Raw genomic sequence first — 18,936 nt, forward strand, 5'->3', positions numbered from 1 at the left:
TCCTGGAGTGCCCGACCGGCGACCGCCCGGGTGCGCGACGACGGGGCGCTCACCGGTCGGCAGGGCCGGATGCGCCAAGATGGTGAGGTGACGGACGGCCGAGTGACCAGACGCGTGCTCGCGCGACGGTACCTCTCGGCGTGGATCGGGTTCTCGGCGGGCGGGCGGTTCAGCCAGGCGCTCGCGACCGTGATCGTGCTGTTCGCGTTCGGGCAGCCCACCGTGACCGCGCTCGTCGGACAGGCCGGCGTGTGGGCCGTGCTCGTCACGCTGTTCGTCCTCGCGGGCCTGAGCCTGCTCGGGCAGCGCTACCGGATCGAGTGGCACGGGGTGCTCCCCCTGTCGCTCCTGGCGTTCGTCGGGTACTGCGCGCTGAGCGTGGTGTGGAGCGAGTACTCGTGGGTGGCCCTCCGGGGACTCGTCGGCACGGTCGGCTTCATCGGGCTCGGGCTGTACCTCGCGCTGGGTCGCGACCTGGTGCAGGTGATCCGGGCGTCCGGCGACGCCTTCCGGATCCTGCTCGTCGCCGCGCTCGGGCTCGAGGTCCTGTCCGGGCTCGTCCTCGACACCCCGATCCCGGCGTTCGGCATCCAGGGGAACATCGCCTACGGCGGCCCGATCCAGGGCATCGGCGGCACCCGCAACTTCATGGGGTTCATCGCGGCGATGGCGCTGGTGACGTTCGTCGTCGAGTTCCTCACCCGCTCGGTGACGATGTGGCGCGCGATCGGCTCCGCCGCCCTCGCGGTCATCGCCCTGATGCTCGTGCAGTCCCCCATCACCGGGCTCGCGATGATCGCCCTCGCCGTGACCGCCCTGGCGCTCTGGTCACTCCGACACGCCCGACCGACCACCAGGCCGGTGGTGAACGGCGTGCTCGGCGCAGCGGTGCTGCTGATGATCGCCCTCGGCATCCTCGCGCGGCACCGCGTCCTCGCCGAGATCGGAGCCGCCGGGGGCACGGCGACGCGGCTCGACCTGTGGGCGCAGATCCGCGTGTTCGTGAGCCAGTTCCCGATCCAGGGCTGGGGGTGGGTCGGTACGTGGCCGCACGAGGCCGTGGTGCCCTACGTGACGTTCATCGACCCGGCCGGGCAGCGGTTCACGTCGGGCCTCAACGCGTTCGTCGACGCGTGGCTGCAGATCGGGCTCGCGGGCACGATCATCCTCGCCGTGACGGCGCTGCTCGCGTTCGCGCGGGCGTGGGTCACGGCGACGACGTTCCCGGGGGTCGCCTACGTGTGGCCGGCGGCGGTGCTGGTGCTGCTGGGCGTCACGAGTGCGGCGGAGAGCTACCTGCTGCACGGGGCCGGGCTGATGGTGTTCGTCGCCGTGCTCGTGATCGCCGCGCGGCGGCGGTCGTGGCGGCGGCACCTGCCGCGCGGCTGACGGATCCGGCGCGGCCGGCGGGTCCAGGAGGCGCGACCCGCCCTGACAGCGCCAGCCGCGCCTCCAGGCGGTCGCCTCCCCCGAACACGGGCCGCATCCCTGAGCGGAACCACAGGCTGGGACGCTGCGGGCGCCAATACGATTCCAAGGCGCCCGAGCGGGCGCCGCCCGGCGGTCCCGTCGGCGAGCTCCGAGGGGGAACCGTGCCGTCGCGCCGTCTGATCACCGTCCTGGCCGCCGCGGCGGTCTTCCTCGCGGGAGCGGTCGCGGTCCCCGCAGCAGCCTCGGCGACCCCTGCACCGACCGCGTCGGCCACCACCGCGGACCCCGGCGACGTGCAGCCGCACGGGTGGCGGTACTCGCCCGCCGACACCCGTCGGATCTGGTCGGGGACGATCGGCACCACGGCCCGGAACATCGAGCTCGATCCTGGTCTCCCCGTCGGCACCGGCATCGGTGGCCTGGTCCTGAACGTCGAGGTCGCCGACCCGTCGCACGCCGGGTACCTCCGCGTGACGCCGCGGTACGGGAGCGGCACGTCGGTCGTGACCCAGGACTTCGCCGCACACCAGACCATCTCCTCACTCGTCACCGTCGGCGGCTCCGGCTCGACGATCACGCTGAAGACCTCGGCCGGGTCGGCCCGCGTGTACGTCGACCTCGCGGGCACGTACGACGCGGACGGCACGACGACGTTCACGCCCACACCGCCCACCCGCGCGTTCTCGGCGGCCGTCGGCACCGCACCCGTCCGGGTGCCGCTCGCAGGCACGCACGGGATCCCGGCCGACGCGGCAGCGGTCGTCCTCACGGCCGAGGTGTCCGCCCCGACCGCGACGGGCTACGTCCGGGTGACCCCGTACGGCCGCGACGCCCAGGTCGCCGCCCAGGAGTTCACTCCCGGACGCACCGTGTCGAACCTGCAGGTCGTGAAGCTCCGCTCCGGTTCCGCACAGGTGCGGCTCTCCGCCGGCCGGGCGCACGTCTTCCTCGACGTCTCCGGCTACTACCGCAACGGCGACGACGACGCGGTCTTCGTCCCCGTCGCACCGACCCGAGTGCTCGCCACCACCGTCGGACAGACCCCCGTGGCCACACCGGTGAGCGGACGCGCCGCCCTCCCGACGGCCGTGCGGGCCGTCACCGGGTCCGTCGAGGTCACCCGACCGTCGGCACCCGGGTACGTCCGTGTCACGCCGGCCGGCACCGATGCCCAGGTCGCCACGCAGGAGTTCGGCGCCGGGCAGTCGATCGCCGGTGCGGTGCTCACGGCCGCCACGATCGGGGACCTGGCGAGCACCGCGCAGGTCTCGGTGTCGCGCGGAACCGCCGTGGTGCACGTCGACGTCACCGGCTACTTCGTTGACCGTCGGACCGGTGTCGGGACGGGCGTCGTCGTCAACGGGGAGGACTGCACCGGCGGGCCGACCTCCGACCCGTCGTCGTACGCGCGTCCGCAGTTCACGATCCTCCGGATGGCCCCGCGGACGAACACGTACGCCCTGTGTCCCGCAGCGCTCGCCGTCGCGACGTCCGGCACCGGCACGACGAACCAGGAGGCCGTGCAGTACGCCGTCACCCTCTTCAACTGGGGCGCGTCGACCGCTGCGGCGTCCCCCGCCGGCGCCCGCGCCCGCCCGTGGCCGCTGTCCGACCAGACCCCGAACGGCGGTCCGGTCGTCGCCGGAAATCCCTACGGCACGTGCACCGGAGCCCAGGACCCGGCGTGCTCGTACGTCCTCGGCTACTGGCAGGCATGGGACGCCGCCCAGAACCACGGGCTCCCGGACCCCGCCGGCCACCGCTGGTGGTTGTCCGTGGAGAGCGACTTCGCAGACTTCTCGGTCGCCGACGACACGGCCTTCGTCGAGGGAGCCGCCGCGTACCTCGGGTCGCTCGGCGTGCCGGTGGGCGTCCGCACCGCACCGTCGGTCGCACGGCTGCTGTTCGGGACCGTGCCCGCGACCAGTCCCCTGCACGGCATGGAGACGTCGCTGATCAACCCGCACGACCTCACGGGGCTCCACCAGGACTGCCGGAACACCTCGCTGTTCGGCGGGCCGATCGTCTCGGCGTCCGACGAGGCACACACGGTCGTCGCCTGCCGCTGACTCCCGATCCGTTGCATCGTGCACCTAGACTGCCGGAGACCGTCAGGGGGCGGTCCACGAACCTGGGGAAGAACCACATGCGCCTGCACCGACGCCTCGCACTCGCCCTGACCACCGCGCTCGTCGCCACCGCCGTCGCCGTCGTCGCACCGGTCTCGACCGCGCAGGCCGCGGCGCCGACGACCGGCCGGTACACGCCGATCGACACGACCCGCGTCTGGTCGGGCGCCCTGACGACGTCGCCGAAGGTGGTGAAGATCGCCGGGAACGCGGGGGTCCCCGCGAACGCCACGGCCGTCGTCGTCAACGTCGAGGTCGCCAAGCCCACCACGGCCGGCTACGTCCGCGTCACCCCCGCGGGCAAGGACGCCACCGTCGCGACCCAGGACTTCGCCGCCGGGCAGACGATCGCGAACCTCGTCACCGTGCGGCTCGTGAACGGCTCGATCCAGGCGAAGCTCTCGAAGGGCACGGCGAGCGGGTACTTCGACGTCGCCGGGTACTACGCCGACGGCTCCGGTGCCACCTACACCCCGCTCGACGCCGCGCGGGTGTTCGGCGCCACGGTGGGCACCACGCCGACGCAGGTGCCCCTCGCCGGCCGCGCCGGGATCCCGGCCGACGCGACCGCCGTCGCCGTGAACGTGCAGGTCAGCAACCCGACGGTCGCCGGGTACGTCCGCGTCACCACGGCCGGGCAGGACCCCTCCGTCGTGACGCAGCTCTACTCGGCTGGTCAGGCGCTGTCGAACCTCGCGATCGTGAAGCTCTCCGACGACGGTGCCGCGCAGGTGAAGCTCTCGAAGGGCTCGGGCACGGTCTACATGGACGTCGCCGGCTACTACTCGAACTCGTCCACCGGTTCGGTGTTCGTCCCGATCGACACCACCCGTGCGTTCGCCGGTTCGGTGTCCGCCACCGCGGGGACCATCCGACTGTCCGGCGTCGCGGGCGTCCCCGGGACCGCCACGGCCGTCGTCGCGAACGCCGAGACGACGAAGCCCACCGCGGCCGCGTACCTCCGCGTCACGCCCGCGGGCCAGGACCCCCAGGTCGCAACGCAGGTGTTCGACGCCGGCACCTCGGTCGCGAACCTCGTCGTCGCGAAGGTCACCGGGTCGAGCGTCGACCGCCGGGTGCAGGCGAAGGTGTCGAAGGGGTCCGCGCAGCTGCACCTCGACGTCGCGGGGTACTTCCTCGACGGGTCGAGCGGTTCCGGCTTAGGGGCCGACGTCTCGTGGCCGCAGGGCGGGTCCTCGTCGAACTACCCGTCGAACCAGGCGTTCGGCGTCGTCGGCGTGAACGGCTCGCTGCCGAACCAGGACAACCAGTACCTGACCCCGCAGCTCGCGTGGGCCGCCGGGTCGGCCGGGGGCACGTCGCAGCCGAAGGCGCAGCTCTACGCCCTCGCCGCGAACCCGGGCAAGGCCGCCTCGGTCTGGCCGTCGTCCAACCGGGACCCGTCGGGCACGACCGTGTCGAACCCGTACGGCACGTGCACGGCGAAGGCGTACACCAGCGCCTGCTCGTACATGTACGGCTACACCCGTGCGTACGAGGCCGCGAACACCCGCGGCGTCCCGAACCCCTCGTCGTACCGCTGGTGGATCGACGTCGAGACGGGCCTCTCGTGGCTCGGGGCCTCCGACGCGAAGGACTACCAGACGCAGAACCGCGCCGACATCGAGGGCATGGTCGCCGCGCTCAAGGCCGCGGGCGTCTCGACGATCGGCATCTACTCGACGGGGTACCAGTTCGGGCAGATCGTGGGGACCGTCCCGTCGACCTCGACGCTCCGCGGGCTGCCGAGCTGGATCGCGGTGGGAAACGACGGCGTCGCAGCGGCGCAGAAGGCGTGCTCGGCCGGCGGCCTCACCGCGGGTAGCCAGGTGCGGATGGCCCAGTACGTCGTGGGGAACCAGGACTACAACGTGAGCTGCGTCTGAGACGCATCCCCTTCACGGACTGGAGGCGCGGTGCCAGCTGGCACCGCGCCTCCCGTCTGTACTCGGGTCGCGTCAGCGACGTGGGTCGCGTCAGCGACGTGGGTCGCGTCAGCGACGTGCGCCGCGTCGGCGACCGAAGCGCCGCTGCAGGCCCCACTGGGTGGTGCGGAGCATCGCCTCGAGCACGATGGAACGACTCATCTTCGAGACGCCGTGCACGCGGTCGCGGAACCGGATCGGGACCTCGACGATGCGGCCGCCGAGGTCGTCCACCCGCAAGGTCATGTCGACCTGGAAGCAGTACCCCTTCGAGTCGATCGAGTCGAGGTCCATCCGGGCGATCGCGTCGGCGCGGTAGACCCGGAAGCCCGCGGTGACGTCCCGCACGCCGATGCCGAGCACGAACCGGGCGTAGGTGTTCGCGCCGCGGCTGAGGACCTCGCGGTGGAGCGGCCAGTCGACCACCGATCCCCCGGGGACCCACCGCGACCCGATCGCGAGCATCACGTCGTCGGCGCCGTCGACCGCGGCCACGAGTGCCGGCAGCCGGTCGGCCGGGTGTGAGCCGTCCGCGTCCATCTCGACGAGCAGCGTGTACCCGCGCTCGAGCCCCCACCGGAAGCCGGCGACGTAGGCCGTCCCGAGGCCGAGCTTGCCGGAGCGTTCGAGCAGGTGCACCCGGTCGTCCGTGGCGGCGAGCTGCCGCACGAGGTCAGCGGTACCGTCGGGGCTGGCATCGTCGACGACGAGCAGGTGTGCGTCCGGCAGCGCGCCCAGGACGGCTGCGGCGATCGTGCGGACGTTCTCGGCCTCGTTGTAGGTCGGGACGATGACGAGCGCCGTGGCGCCCGCGGTCACCGGTTCTGCAGCCGACGCTTGATCTTCCCCGCGACGCTCCGCGGGCCCTCGGTCCGGAAGTAGTGCACGGCGCGACCGAGGTCGTGACGGACGCCGTAGAGCTTCTTGCGGTCCGGGACGCGCACGCGCATGGCGTGCGGCTGGATCGTCGACGAGGTGTCGCGGACGCTCTTGTCGGCCGCGCGGATCGGGTTCCGGCAGAACTCGACGAGCGGGGCGAGGACGTTCTCCCACGTGAACTGCTCGCGCACGCGGTCGACGTTGCCGATGAACTCGGCACGGGCCTTCTTGTCGAAGAGCGCCGTCTCGAGCGCTGCGGCCAGGCCGTCGATGTCCTGCTCGTGCACGGCGATGCCGAGCTTCTCCTCGGCGACGAGGTCACCGAAGGAGTCACCGGCGGTGGTGACGATCGGCAGGCGTGCCCACAGGTAGTCGAGGATGCGGGTGCGGAACGAGAACGTGGTCTCGAGGTGCTCGTAGTGCGTCGAGACGCCGGCGTCGGCCTCGAGCAGGTAGGCGCCGCGTTCCTCGTACGGGATCCACGCGTCGTTGAAGAACACGTTCGTGCCGGTCAGCCCGAGCGCATCGGCCTCGGCGCGCACCTTGGCGACGATGTCCATCTCGGGCACGTCCGGGTTCGGGTGCTGCACACCCATGAAGAAGAGCTTGACGCTCGGCTTCTTCGCGGCGAGCCGGCCGATGGCGCGGACGAGCGTGATCGGGTCGAACCAGTCGTAGATGCCGCCGCCCCAGACGACGAGCTTGTCGTTCTTCCCGATGCCGGGGACGACGCCCTTGACCCGCTGCTGGTCGTGCACCGGCGGCGTCGACGACAGGCCGAACGGCACGACGCCGATCAGCGAGCGGAGGTCGGGGTCGCGCGAGTACGTCCGGGCGTTCACACGACCCGAGCCGGCGAGCTGGCCGAGCCAGAACATGCGCTGCCGCTCGGAGGCGCAGATGAAGTAGTCGCCGAGTTCGAGCTGGTGGTTCAGGGTGTCCGACGCGTCGAGGATCTGCCGGTTCCACTGGTCGACGTCGTCGCTGCGGCCCTGCTCGAGCTGCTCGAGGTGCAGCGGGTCGTAGACGTCGACGACGAGGATCTTGCTCGTCGACTCGAGCACCGGGAACAGGCGGAGGGCGTGGCCCTGCACGATGATGACGTCGGCCCAGGCCTCGTGCTCGACCATCTGGCGCGGGTGGCGGTGCGGCACGGTGACGACCTCGTACGAGGGGTCGATCTGCGACGAGCGCGTGAGGCTGATGACCCGGACGTCGTGCTCGCCGGCGAGCTGCTTCGCCATCTGGGTCGCACGGATCGCCGGACCGGCCATCTTCTCGCCGATGGAGTCGCCCGTGATGATGAGGATCCGACGCCGGGTGCCGACCTCGAGCACGCCGAGGGAGTGCACGATCTTGTCGTAGCCGGCCAGGTAGTTCTCGATCGGGTACGCGGGCTCGTCGCGGTTGCCGAAGAGGCGCAGGAGCTCGCGGTCGCTGCGCACGCGGGTCGCCTGGATCTGCCGACGCGACTCGGTCATCGACGGCAGCTGCTCGACGAACTGGTCGACGCCGTAGATGCCCGCCATCGCCGTCTTCGGCACGGGGATCGTCGGGACGCTGTCGTCGCCGGGGTTGCGGAGGTCGAGCTCGGTCGAGTCGAGTTCGCCACGACCGACGGCGCGACGGACGACGAGCGCGAGCGACCCGGGCAGGGCGGCTGCGAGCTGCTCGTCACCGAGGTTCTTGTACAGCGTGAAGAGGGCGTTCCGCTCGAGCAGGTAGGTCTCGCGGAAGTCGCCGAACTTGTTCATCGACGCGTGGTGCTTGTGGAACGCGACGGACTTCGGCTGGTACCGGAAGCGCCAGCCGAGCAGGTTGAGCCGCCAGCCGAGGTCGACGTCCTCGTAGAACATGAAGTAGCGGTCGTCGAAGCCGTCGAGCTGCTCGAAGAGCTCCGCACGGATGAACATCGCCGCGCCGGTGCCGAACAGCACGTCGGTCTCGGACTCCCAGCGCCCGGTGTCCGGCGAGCCCGCGAACGGCTTGTAGCCCATGCCGTACCAGGTCATCGCGGCCTCGGTGAAGTCGACGTTGACGCCTTCCCAGTCGAGGACCTTCGACGCCACGGCGCCGATGTCCGCGCCGGAGGCGAACGTCGCCATGGCCTCGCGCACCCAGCCGGTGTCGGGTCGCGCGTCGTTGTTGAGGAACGCCACGATCTCGCCGGAGGACTTCTCGACGCCGAGGTTGCAGCCGCCCGTGAAGCCGAGGTTCGCACCGGCGTCGACGAGCGTGAAGTCGAGCTCCGACGCCTTCAGCCGACCGAGGTGCTCGGGGCCGGAACCGTTCTCGACGACGATGACCTCGAGCCGGTCCTGCGGCCAGTCCTGCTTGCGGAGCTCCGCGATGCTCGTCAGGGTGTCGTCCGTGCCCTTGTAGTTCACGAGGATGACGGACACGACTCCCGGCTTGCGCTCTGTCACGCGGTTCCTCCAGCAGCTGCCGCGCACCTGGCGCGGGTCGACGGGTCGGCCGCGGGGTGCCGACGGCCGATGACACCCTACAAGGCGCGCGCCCGCGCTCCCCTGTGATCAGCGCCGATTCGTGCAGAATGGCTCGGTGACCGCGACCAGCATCCCGACCGCTCCCACGTCTTCCCCCCTCGCCGCGGACTACGCCGCGATCGCCGCGGGCGACCACGCCGAGGGGCCGCGCGGGACCGTCCGGTTCGCGGTGTCGACGGACGACCCGGCCGAGGGCAAGGGCGACCTCTACGTCGCGCTCGGGCTGGCCCGGGCGCTGCGGGACGCCGGGTGGGGCGTCGCGATGTGGCCGATCACCCGCTGGGCCGACCCGGTCCCGGACGACACGGCCGTCGTGGTCGTGATGATCGAGTCCTTCGTGCCGGGCCGGGTGCCGCCGTCCACCGCCCTCGTGGCGTGGGTGCGCAACTGGACGGCGAAGTGGGCGGCCCTGCCGTACCTCGACGAGTTCGAGGCGATCTGGACGTCGTCGAGCACCGCTCGCGACGCCGTCGCCGCGCACTACGACGGCCCGGTCGAGGTCGTGCCGATCGGCGTCGACCTCGAGCTCTTCACGACCGACCCTGCTACCCCGCGGAGCGACCGTGCGGTGGCGACCGTGAACTTCTGGGGCGTCCGCCGCCACGTGCAGGACGTCCTCGACGAGGTCCGTCCGGCCGAGCCGATCGTCTGGTTCGCCGCGAACGCCGAGCACGTCGACCCGTCCCCCGGCGTCGAGCTGCGGCCGATGGTCCCCTACTTCGCGCTCCCCGAGGTCTACCGGTCGGCGGCCTTCGTCGTCGACGACGTCATCGCGCCCGCCGCCGAGTACGGCACGTTGAACTCCCGCCTCTACGAATCGCTCGCGTCCGGGGCGCTCCCCGTGACGGACTGCGCGCTCGGACTCGACGAGCTCGGCCTCGGCGAGGTCCCCGTGTTCGAGGACGCCGCGTCGCTCGAGCGGGCGCTCGCGATGCCCGCCGACGAGCGGACGGCGCTGGTCGAACGGCTGCGCGCCGTCGTGGTCGAGCGACACTCCTTCGCGGCGCGTGCGGAGCAGGTGCGCCCGGTCCTCGAAGCGGCGATCGAGCACGCGCGGTCCCGGACCGGCAGCCGGTCCCCGTTCCTCCGCTGGGCGACGAACGAGCGCGAGGTCCTGCGGGTCGCCGAGCTCGAGCGCGACGTCCACCTGCAGGGCGTCCGCGACATCAACGAGCGGCTCGTCGTGGCCGAGCAGGCGGTGGCGTCGTTCGACGCCGCGCGTCGGCGTGCGGAGGAGGAGCGCGACACGATCGCCCTGCGGTACGACGAGCTCACCCGGTCGGCCGAGTACCGCCTGCTGCACCGCTTCGGCGGTCTGGCGCGCGCCGTGCGCCGCGGCACCGGACGCGGCTGAGCCGACCACGGACGAGACGGGAGGCGCCCGACCGGCTGGTGGGGCGCCTCCCGTCTCGCATCGTGGTCCGTCGGACCGTCAGCGCACTACTTCACCGTGATCGTCCGGCACAGCGTGGTGTTCGCTCCCGCGCCGGTGTTCATCGCGTAGACGCAGACCTGCGTGCTGCCCGCCCTGTAGCCGGACACGGTCGTCGAGAACGAGTGGTTCGCGCCGTACCCGCCGTAGGTGGTGGCGAGCGACGCCTTCGCCTCGTTCGCGGTGAGCGACTTCGCGCCGGCGCCGTTCACGTACACGTGCACCTGGATCGGGGACGCGGTGTCGGGGTCGATCGTCCAGCCGCGCACCTTGACCTGGCCGGCCACGGGCGAGGAGACCTCGTCGAGCAGCAGGACCGGGTTGCCGGAGGTCATCGCGACCGTGCTGCAGGCGCTGGCGTCCTTCCCGCCCCCGACGTTCGTCCCGACGACGCACACGGTGTGCTTGCCCGGGCCGATGCCGGTGAGCGTGGCCTGGAAGCCGTGCTTCGAGTAGTACCCGGGGTACGCCTTCGCCGCGGTGGCGCTGGCCTGGTCGGCCGTGCCGGTGGTGACCTTCTTGCCGTCGACCGTGTACGTCACACCGATCGGCTGCACCGTGTCGGGGTCGACCGCGTAGCCGCTGACCTGCAGCGAGCCGAGCGTCGGCGACGAACCGGACTCGATCTTCACCTTCGGCGGGCCGGTCGGCGTCTGGAACGTCGTGCAGACGTTGCTGTTGCCGCCGGGGCCCACGTTGATCGCGATGATGCAGAGCTGGTGCTTCCCGGCCGGGACGCTGCTGCGGGTGAACAGGATCGCGTGGTCGTCACCGTAGCCTGGCAGTGCCTTGTCGAGGCCCGCCTTGGTCTGGTCGGCCGTGAACGAGGTCAGGGCCTTGCCGTCCAGGTACAGATGCACGCGCAGCGGGGCAATCGTGTCCGGGTCGGCCGTCCAGCCGCGGATCTTGAGCTTGCCGGGAGCGGTCGACGATGCCTCGTCGATGACGATCCACGGCGAACCGCTCGCCTTCGTCACGGTCTTCGCCCCGAGCTGCGTCCACTTGCCCGTGGAGGTGTCCTTCGCCCACGTGCTGATCGTGTGCTTCCCGGCGCCGATGCCGCTGATCGTCGCCGAGTAGCCGTGCGCGTCGCCCCAGCCCGGGTAGATCTTCCCGACGTCGGTGCGCGAGGCGCTGGCGGTCCAGGCCTTCTTCGCCACGCCGTCCACGCGGAGCTGCACGGGGATCGAGGACTTCGTGTCCGGGTCGATCGCCCAGCCGCGGACGCTGAGCTCGTCCGCCGCGAGGGTGGCCTGGTCGAGCTTGCCGAACGGCGCCCCGGTCCGGACGGTCACCTGTTGGCAGCCGAGCAGCGCGTTGGCACCGGCGCCCTGGTTGATGCCGAACACGCAGACGTTGTGGCTGCCGCCGGAGATCCCGGTCAGGGTCGTCGAGAACCCGTGGCTGGTGTTGCCGGCGCCGAGCTGGCTGCCCAGGTCGGAACGCGCCCCGTCGGCCGTGATGGTCTTCTTGCCGACGCCGTCCACGTAGAACGCCACCCGGATCGGGCTCGTCGCGACGTCGGGGTCGTACGCCCAGCCGCCCACCGTGACCTGGCGGAACCCGGCGGTCGCGGAGTCGACGTGCCCGGCGGGCGAGCTGCCACCGGTGGGCGAGCCGAACCAGTCGGTGTACATGCGCCAGAAGTTCCGGTTGCCGTACGCCGAGCAGCCGTCACCCGTGCCGTAGAGGTTCGACATCGCGGCGGCGTTCGGGGTGTACGGCGTGTAGATGTACAGCCCGGCGGTCGCCTGGTTCTTGATGTAGACCGTCTTCCGACCGCACGCGGCGTTCGGGTTGTAGAGGATCGAGTTGTTGCGGCCGGCCTGGTACGCCCAGGACGTCGGCGAGGCCTGGTAGCGCTTGAACTGCAGCGCGGCGGCGTACACCTGCTGGCCGAAGCCGTAGTACTTCGGGTCGCACGGCGCGGTGTCCGGGCACGCGAAGCCGGTGGCGTGCAGGTACATGTAGCTCGTCGGGCTGTTCGTCGTGACGATGCCCTGCTCCTTCTGCAGGAGCACGAGCAGGACCTTCTGGCTGATGCCGCACGCGGCGCCGACCTGCGCGATGACCGTGGCCGCCGACTTCACGCCGCCGTTGATCGCGGAGCACCGACCGGACACGGCGGCGATGCCGCTCATGTTCTGCGAGAAGTTCTTGAGGCACGCCGGGCCGCCCGATGCCTGCTTGCAGTTCGGCGCGACGCTGTTGAGGAACGACTGCACGGATGACGAGCTCATCGCCGACCCGTTGTAGAAGTTCACGTCGCTGATGATGTTGCCCGGGTCGAACGACGCGGCGGTCGCGGCCGAGGCGGACTCCGTCGTCGTCTGCTCGGACAGCACCGTGCCGAAGGTCAGGCCGCTCACGGCGACCGCGAGGGCGGCCACGAGGGCGAGGGACGACCGCAGCGGGCGTCGTCGCCCGTCGGTTCGGATGGATCGCATCACGGCACCTCCGCCGTCATCGGGTCGGACGTGGTCGACTGCGCGCCGACCCGGTAGTCGAGGGTGATGGACCAGGTGCCGCTGGACACCTGGGCCGCCGGGAAGGACACCTGCGCGCAGTTCACGGAGGACGCGCTCGCCTCCGCCGTGCTGGTCAGCGTCCGGGTGACACCGCTCTTCGTCGCGGTGAACGTGCACGTGCCCGACGTGTTCGTCGTGCCGGAGACGAGTCCACCGGCCTGGAGCGTCCGGCTGCCCGTGTCCCACCCGGCGTAGGTGACGACGGCGGTGGCCGGGAAGTCCGACGGGTCGTCGTCGGGCTCGGTCGTCTGGCCGGAGCCCGGGAACGCCGAGGGGCTGTCGTCCGCGTCGTCGGAGCTGCTCGGCGACGGGGTCGACGAGGGGGCGGACGTCGCGGTCGCCGACGCGGTCGGAGTCGGTGAGGCGGACCGCGTGGGCGACGCGGTGGGGTCGTCGTCACTCGTGGCGGAACAACCCGCCGCGAGGAGACTGAGAACACCGACCACCGCGAACGCAGCGATCGGCCGTGACGCGAAGTGCATGCTGACGGGCCGTCCTGTGGATGTTGACAAGGGTCCGGGTTGCGTCAACGGTAACCCCAAAGTGAAGGTTGAGGGTTCAATCCGCGCACATTCACCCCCGCACGGGGGCGGACGACAGGTGTCGCCCGGTCCGCAGCGCGCACCGGCGTCCTGGGTGATGCGGTGAGTATGCTGTTCCGGTCCTGCCCCCACGAACGAAGAGACACATGGTCGATCAAGCCCGCATGGCCGCGCTCGCGAAGGAGCCCCTGGTCGTGGTCGGCGCTCCGACGAGTGCCATCCGCGGAACCTGGCGAGAACTGCGCGACGTCTTCCGGCAGCGCGAGATGCTCGGCATGCTCGTGCGCCGCGACCTCAAGGCGCGGTACAAGGACTCGGCGCTCGGGTTCGTGTGGACGCTGGTGCGCCCGCTGACCCAGCTCCTCATCTACTACTTCGTCATCGGCAAGGTGCTCGGCGCCGCGCACGGCATCGACAACTTCGCGATCTACGTCTTCACCGGACTCGGCGCGTACACGCTCTTCAGCGAGATCGTCGCAGGGTCGACCGGCTCGATCGTCGGCAACAGCGGCCTCATCAAGAAGGTCTACGTCCCGCGCGAGGTCTTCCCGCTCGCGAGCGTCGGGGCCGCCCTGGTCAACTACGCCATCCAGTTCGTCATCCTGATCGTTGCGACGCTCGTGCTCGGTGCGTTCCCGTTGCACGAGGGCCTGGTGTACCTGGTGCCGTCCCTCGCCGTGATCGTGGTCTACGGCGCGGCCATCGGGCTCGTCCTCTCCGCGCTCAACGTGTACCTGCGGGACGTGCAGTTCGTCATCGACGTCGGCCTGATGGTGCTGCTGTGGGGATCGCCGATCGTGTACTCGTACTCGATGGTCCTCAAGGAGCTGCACGTCCAGTGGATCCTGACCGTCTACACGAACAACCCCCTCACGCTGTCCGTCCTCGGCATGCAGAACGCCATCTGGCTGCACGACCCGGCGAAGGTCGTCTACCCCGACCACCTCATGCTCCGACTCGGCATCGCGTTCGTCATCGGCCTGTTCTGCCTCATCGGCGCGCAGCGCGTGTTCTCGCGCCTGCAGGGCAACTTCGCGCAGGAGCTCTAGACCCATGGCCATCAGCACCCCCGTCGCACCCACCGCCCAGCAGCGCGGCGACGAGCGCCCCGACGTCATCGTCATCGACCACGTCCGCAAGCGCTTCACCGTCCGCAAGGACAACACCATCCGCGAGCGGATCGTCACGCTCGGCCGCGCCGGTCGCAAGCACCGCCAGGACTTCTGGGCGCTCGACGACGTCACCGTGTCGATCCAGGCCGGGACCACCGTCGGCCTCATCGGCCAGAACGGCTCCGGCAAGTCGACGTTGCTCAAGGCCATCGGCGGGATCATCCAGCCGACGTCCGGCACCGTCTCGCGCCGGGGGCGGCTGGCCGCGCTGCTCGAGCTCGGCGCCGGCTTCCACCCGGACTTGTCCGGCCGCGAGAACGTCTACCTCAACGCGGCGCTGCTCGGTCTGAGCCGCAAGGAGACCGAGGAGCGGTTCGACGACATCCTCGCGTTCTCCGGCATCGGCGACTTCATCGACACCCAGGTGAAGTTCTACAGCTCCGGCATGTACGTGCGACTCGCGTTCGCCGTGGCCGTGCACACCGACCCCGACGTGCTGCTCGTCGACGAGGTCCTCGCCGTCGGCGACGAGGCGTTCCAGCGCAAGTGCCTCGACCGCATCCGCTCGTTCCAGGAGCAGGGCAAGACGATCATCATCGTCACGCACTCGCTCAGCCAGGTGCAGGAGATGTGCGACCGGGTCGTGCTGCTCAACAAGGGCAAGGTCCTGCACGACGGGGACGCCGTCCAGGCGGTCAGCAAGTTCCGTGACGTGCTCGAGGAGCGCCGGTCCGGCGAGCTCAGCGCCGACGTCGCCGTGGGCCGCGGCACCGTCCTCGGGGCGACCGTGCACGCCGACGGCAAGGAGCACCGGGCACCCGTCACGCCCGGTGACGACCTCGTCGTGGACATGGAGTTCGAGCACCTCGACGGCGTCGCCGACTGGGAAGCCGCCGTCCAGATCAACAACACCGCCGGTCAGGTCGTCTACGGCACCACCACCGGCATCATGGGCGTCACGCTCCAGCCGCTGCACGGGCGCCGGAAGCTCCGCCTCCGGATCACGGACACGAACTTCGGCACCGGCAAGTACTTCATCAACGTGTCGATGATGGACTCCGCCGGGCGGCACCTGCACGACCTGCCGGAGTGCGACTCGTTCGAGGTCCCGTCGTTCGGCGACGCCGTCGGCAGCGTCTACGCGAAGCCCTCCATCGAGGAGCTCGGCTGACGCCCACCGACGGCGCCTCCCGCACCGCGGTCGTCGTCGTCAACTGGAACCGTGCGGACCTCACGACCCGGGCCGCGCGCGCCGTGCTCGACGACGGCGCGGCCGACCAGGTCATCGTGGTCGACAACGGGTCGTCGGACGACTCCGTCGCCGTGCTGCGCCGCGAGCTGCCCGAGGCGACGGTGCTGGTCCGCGACACCAACGGCGGGTTCGCGGCGGGCGCGAACACGGGCATCCGGCACGCGGACGCCGACGTCGTCGTCCTCCTCAACAACGACGCCGAGCCCGCTCCCGGCTTCGTCGCGGCCCTCCGCGACCACCTCGACGCCGCCCCTGCGGCCGTGGCGGCCGTGACGGGCCGCATCGTGCTCGCCGGGCGCTGGTCGCGCCTCCAGGCCGGTGCCCCGGCCCCCGCCGGACGGGCGCTGCGCGACCACGCCGGCCACCTGTGGGTGCCCGACGCGGACGGCGAGGTCCGCCTCAACTCGACCGGCGTGCGGGTCGACCGCGACGGCAACGGCATGGACCGCGACTGGTTCGGCGCGGCCGACCAGGCGGCGGACCGCGACGTGTTCGGGTTCTCGGGCGGCGCCTCCGCGCTCCGGAAGGCCGCGCTCGACGACGTCGGACTCCTCGACGAGTCGCTGTTCATGTACTACGAGGACACCGAGCTCGCCTGGCGGCTCCGTCGCCGCGGCTGGCGCGTCGAGTACGCGGCCGACGCGGTCGTCGAGCACGACCACTCGGCGTCGTCCGGCGTGCAGAGCGACCTGTTCGTCTTCCGCAACGCCCGCAACCGGCTGGTCGTCGCCCTGTGGCACGCGCCGTGGACGACGGTACTGCGGGCTGCGGTCCGGACGACCGCGCGCGGCCTGGTCGGACTGCGTTCCGGTCGCACCCGACGGGAGGCGCGGCTCGTCCTGGCAGCGCTGGCCGACGTGACGGGGCACCTCCCCGCGCACCTCGCGCGGCGGCTCCGTGAGACGCGGGTCGCGTCCGTCCCGCGGAGCGCCGTGGACCCGGGCGCATGAACGGAGCGGGCTATCCTGGGGACTCCCCCGTCGACGGTCCCGGCCGCGGCGTCCCCGGCCGGAAGGAACCTCGCGTGCCGCAGCTCACCGTCCTCATCGACGGGACCGCGGTACCGCGCAACCTCGGCGGTGTCGGACGCTACGTCGAGGGGGTCGCGTCGCACCTCACCGACCCGTCGCTCGACGTGCACCTCGTCGTCCGGCCCGTGCACGCCGCGCACTTCCGCGCCGTCGCACCGCACGTGACGCTGCACTCGGCACCGGCGTGGACCGACTCCGTGCCGCTGCGTTTCCTCTGGGAGCAGACCGGGCTGCCGGCACTCGGCCGGCGGATCGGCGCGGCGGTGCTGCACTCCCCGCACTACACGTTCCCGTTCTCGTGGCGCCGCGGCTCCGTGGTGACGCTGCACGACGCCACGTTCTTCTCGAACCCCGAGTGGCACTCCCGCCTGAAGCGCACGTTCTTCACCTGGTGGAGCCGCCGATCGCTCCGGACCCGTCCGGTCGTCATCGTGCCGAGCGCCGCCACCGCGACCGAGGCCGCACGCGTGGTGTCCGGCATCCGTGCGGACGTCCGGGTCGCACCGCTCGGGGTCGACCGGACCGTGTTCCACGAGCCGTCCACCGCCGAGGTCGAGGACGCCCGCATCGCCGCGACGCTCCCCGACGATGCGTCCTGGATCGCGTTCCTCGGCACGATCGAGCCGCGCAAGAACGTCACCGCACTGCTCGACGCCTACGCCGCGGTCCGCGACGCCCGCGCGGTCACGGGGTCGGACACCCCCTGGCTGGTGCTCTCCGGCGCCCGCGGCTGGGACGAGGCCGCGATCGCACGGCTCGACGCGCTCCAGGACGCCGACCACGTCATCGAGGCCGGGTACCTCCCGCTCGAGGACCTCTCCGGCTTCCTCGGCGGCGCGGAGTTCGTCGTGTACCCGTCCCTCGGCGAGGGCTTCGGCCTGCCGGTGGTCGAGGCGATGGCGACCGGCGCGTGCGTGCTCACCACCCGGCGGCTGTCGCTGCCGGAGGTCGGGGGCGACGCCGCCGTCTACACCGAGCCCGACACGTCGGCGCTGGGGGCGGCGATGGCCTCGCTGCTCGACGACCCCGCGCTCGTCGCGTCGCACCGGGCGGCCGCACTCCGCCGGGCCTCCTCGTTCACGTGGGAGGCCACGGCCGCCGTGCACGTCGATGCGTACGCGGCCGTCGCTCGTGGCGCCTCCGGGGGTGTCCGATGACCCGGGTCGCGGTGCTCACCGTCACGTACAACACCGGTGAGACGATCCGACCGTTCCTCGCGAGCATCGAGGCGGCGTCCAGTGAACCCGTGGCCGTGGTGATCGCGGACAACGGCTCGGCCGACCTCGACGCACTGCGCGCCATCGGCGAGTCGTACGGCGCCGTCGTGGTGTCCTCCGGGGGCAACCGTGGCTACGGCGGCGGGATCGACGCGGCCCTCAGCGCGCTCGACGACGTGCTCCCCGACGTCCGGCCGGAGTTCCTGCTCGTCACGAACCCCGACGTGGTCCTCGCGCCGGGCTCGATCGACGAGCTCGTCGCGGCTGCGGATCGTCTGCCGTCCGGCGGGTCGTTCGGTCCGCGGATCCTCGACGAGCAGGGCGACACCTACCCCTCGGCGCGCCAGCTCCCGTCGCTCCGGACCGGCCTCGGCCACGCGGCGTTCTCGCGCTTCTGGCCGGCGAACCCCTGGAGCCAGCGGTACTGGTCCACCACCCAGGTCGTCGAGCGCGAGGCCGGCTGGCTGTCCGGGGCGTGCTTCCTCATCCGGACGTCGTTGTTCCGCGAGCTCGGGGGCTTCGACGAGTCGTACTTCATGTACTTCGAGGACGTCGACCTCGGGCAGCGCGTGGGGCTCGCCGGGCGGGCGAACGTGTACGTGCCGACCGCCGTGGTGACGCACACCGGGGCGCACTCGACCTCGTCGAACCGGCGCCGCATGGAGATCGAGCACCACCGCAGCGCCTACCGGTTCCTGTCGCGGAAGTACCGGGCGTGGTGGCTGTGGCCCCTGCGGGCGGTGCTGCGCGTGGGGCTCGCCGTCCGGGCGCGCTGGGTGACGCGCAAGTAGCGCGCGCGGCAGCGCGCGGCGCGCGGCGCGGCTGCGCACAACCAAAACCACTTCGCGCCGCGCCTTCCCGCGGTTCGGCGCGGCTTCGGTTGTGCGGCGGCGCAGGCGCGCCCGCGTCGAACCACGATTCCGACGTCGAACCAGGCGCGCGGCCTGGTTC

General features: G+C 71.5%; 13 protein-coding genes. 9 read left to right on the forward strand and 4 right to left on the reverse strand.

Going from position 1 to position 18,936, the window contains the following annotated elements; all coding sequences use genetic code 11:
- Positions 1-102: 102 nt before the first annotated feature.
- The 3 genes from HWD93_RS13885 to HWD93_RS13895 all read left to right on the forward strand — a co-directional run bounded on the left by HWD93_RS13885 (position 103) and on the right by HWD93_RS13895 (position 5,446).
- A complete protein-coding gene (locus tag HWD93_RS13885) occupies positions 103-1,389 on the forward strand; it encodes an O-antigen ligase (protein ID WP_261647129.1) in 1,287 nt (428 codons plus the stop codon).
- Positions 1,390-1,592: 203 nt separating this feature from the next.
- Positions 1,593-3,500, forward strand: a complete 1,908-nt coding sequence (locus tag HWD93_RS13890) for a hypothetical protein (RefSeq protein ID WP_071296410.1) — start codon at positions 1,593-1,595, stop codon at positions 3,498-3,500.
- A 77-nt stretch (positions 3,501-3,577) separates the two neighbouring features.
- Positions 3,578-5,446, forward strand: coding sequence for a hypothetical protein (locus HWD93_RS13895; protein WP_261647130.1), 1,869 nt, complete (start codon positions 3,578-3,580; stop codon positions 5,444-5,446).
- Positions 5,447-5,554: 108 nt separating this feature from the next.
- Here HWD93_RS13895 and HWD93_RS13900 read toward each other — a convergent pair whose 3' ends face one another.
- Together HWD93_RS13900 and HWD93_RS13905 are read right to left on the reverse strand one after the other, a co-directional pair.
- Positions 5,555-6,304, reverse strand: a complete 750-nt coding sequence (locus tag HWD93_RS13900; protein WP_261647131.1) for a polyprenol monophosphomannose synthase — start codon at positions 6,302-6,304, stop codon at positions 5,555-5,557.
- Entirely contained in the window at positions 6,301-8,790 is a 2,490-nt protein-coding gene (locus tag HWD93_RS13905) for a glycosyltransferase (protein ID WP_070418486.1), read from the reverse strand. Before HWD93_RS13905 ends, HWD93_RS13900 begins: the two co-directional genes overlap by 4 nt.
- A 136-nt stretch (positions 8,791-8,926) precedes the next feature.
- Between HWD93_RS13905 and HWD93_RS19540 the strand changes: the two genes are divergently transcribed.
- Complete coding sequence (locus HWD93_RS19540; protein ID WP_261647132.1) at positions 8,927-10,225, forward strand: glycosyltransferase; 1,299 nt, start codon at positions 8,927-8,929, stop codon at positions 10,223-10,225.
- A gap of 86 nt (positions 10,226-10,311) precedes the next feature.
- On the opposite strand, the gene HWD93_RS13915 is transcribed toward HWD93_RS19540, so the two are convergent.
- Both HWD93_RS13915 and HWD93_RS13920 read right to left on the reverse strand, forming a co-directional pair.
- Entirely contained in the window at positions 10,312-12,750 is a 2,439-nt protein-coding gene (locus tag HWD93_RS13915; protein ID WP_261647133.1) for a hypothetical protein, read from the reverse strand.
- Positions 12,750-13,313, reverse strand: a complete 564-nt coding sequence (locus tag HWD93_RS13920; protein WP_070418483.1) for a hypothetical protein — start codon at positions 13,311-13,313, stop codon at positions 12,750-12,752. Before HWD93_RS13920 ends, HWD93_RS13915 begins: the two co-directional genes overlap by 1 nt.
- Before the next feature lie 206 nt (positions 13,314-13,519).
- Here HWD93_RS13920 and HWD93_RS13925 point away from each other — a divergent pair, with 206 nt between their 5' ends.
- The 5 genes from HWD93_RS13925 (at position 13,520) to HWD93_RS13945 (ending at position 18,776) form a co-directional block, all read left to right on the forward strand.
- The gene (locus tag HWD93_RS13925) at positions 13,520-14,422 is read left to right on the forward strand and encodes an ABC transporter permease (protein ID WP_071295759.1); all 903 of its coding nucleotides are present in this window, start codon (positions 13,520-13,522) and stop codon (positions 14,420-14,422) included.
- Between the two features lie 4 nt (positions 14,423-14,426).
- Positions 14,427-15,656, forward strand: a complete 1,230-nt coding sequence (locus HWD93_RS13930) for an ABC transporter ATP-binding protein (protein ID WP_261647134.1) — start codon at positions 14,427-14,429, stop codon at positions 15,654-15,656.
- Entirely contained in the window at positions 15,575-16,687 is a 1,113-nt protein-coding gene (locus HWD93_RS13935; protein ID WP_261647135.1) for a glycosyltransferase family 2 protein, read from the forward strand. The genes HWD93_RS13930 and HWD93_RS13935 overlap by 82 nt, the downstream gene beginning before the upstream one ends.
- Before the next feature lie 74 nt (positions 16,688-16,761).
- A complete protein-coding gene (locus HWD93_RS13940) occupies positions 16,762-17,925 on the forward strand; it encodes a glycosyltransferase family 1 protein (RefSeq protein ID WP_261647136.1) in 1,164 nt (387 codons plus the stop codon).
- A complete protein-coding gene (locus HWD93_RS13945; RefSeq protein ID WP_261647137.1) occupies positions 17,922-18,776 on the forward strand; it encodes a glycosyltransferase family 2 protein in 855 nt (284 codons plus the stop codon). Before HWD93_RS13940 ends, HWD93_RS13945 begins: the two co-directional genes overlap by 4 nt.
- Positions 18,777-18,936: the final 160 nt, after the last annotated feature.

The organism is Curtobacterium sp. C2H10 (genome assembly GCF_025407985.1).
In the GTDB taxonomy this organism is placed as follows: Bacteria; Actinomycetota; Actinomycetes; order Actinomycetales; family Microbacteriaceae; genus Curtobacterium.

Coding starts and splice junctions, on each gene's coding strand:
- HWD93_RS13920 (WP_070418483.1), bottom strand. CDS start 13,313: ATGCACTTCGCGTCACGGCCGATCGCTGCGTTCGCGGTGGTCGGTGTT.
- HWD93_RS13925 (WP_071295759.1), top strand. CDS start 13,520: ATGGTCGATCAAGCCCGCATGGCCGCGCTCGCGAAGGAGCCCCTGGTC.
- HWD93_RS13895 (WP_261647130.1), top strand. CDS start 3,578: ATGCGCCTGCACCGACGCCTCGCACTCGCCCTGACCACCGCGCTCGTC.
- HWD93_RS13915 (WP_261647133.1), bottom strand. CDS start 12,750: ATGCGATCCATCCGAACCGACGGGCGACGACGCCCGCTGCGGTCGTCC.
- HWD93_RS13945 (WP_261647137.1), top strand. CDS start 17,922: ATGACCCGGGTCGCGGTGCTCACCGTCACGTACAACACCGGTGAGACG.
- HWD93_RS13930 (WP_261647134.1), top strand. CDS start 14,427: ATGGCCATCAGCACCCCCGTCGCACCCACCGCCCAGCAGCGCGGCGAC.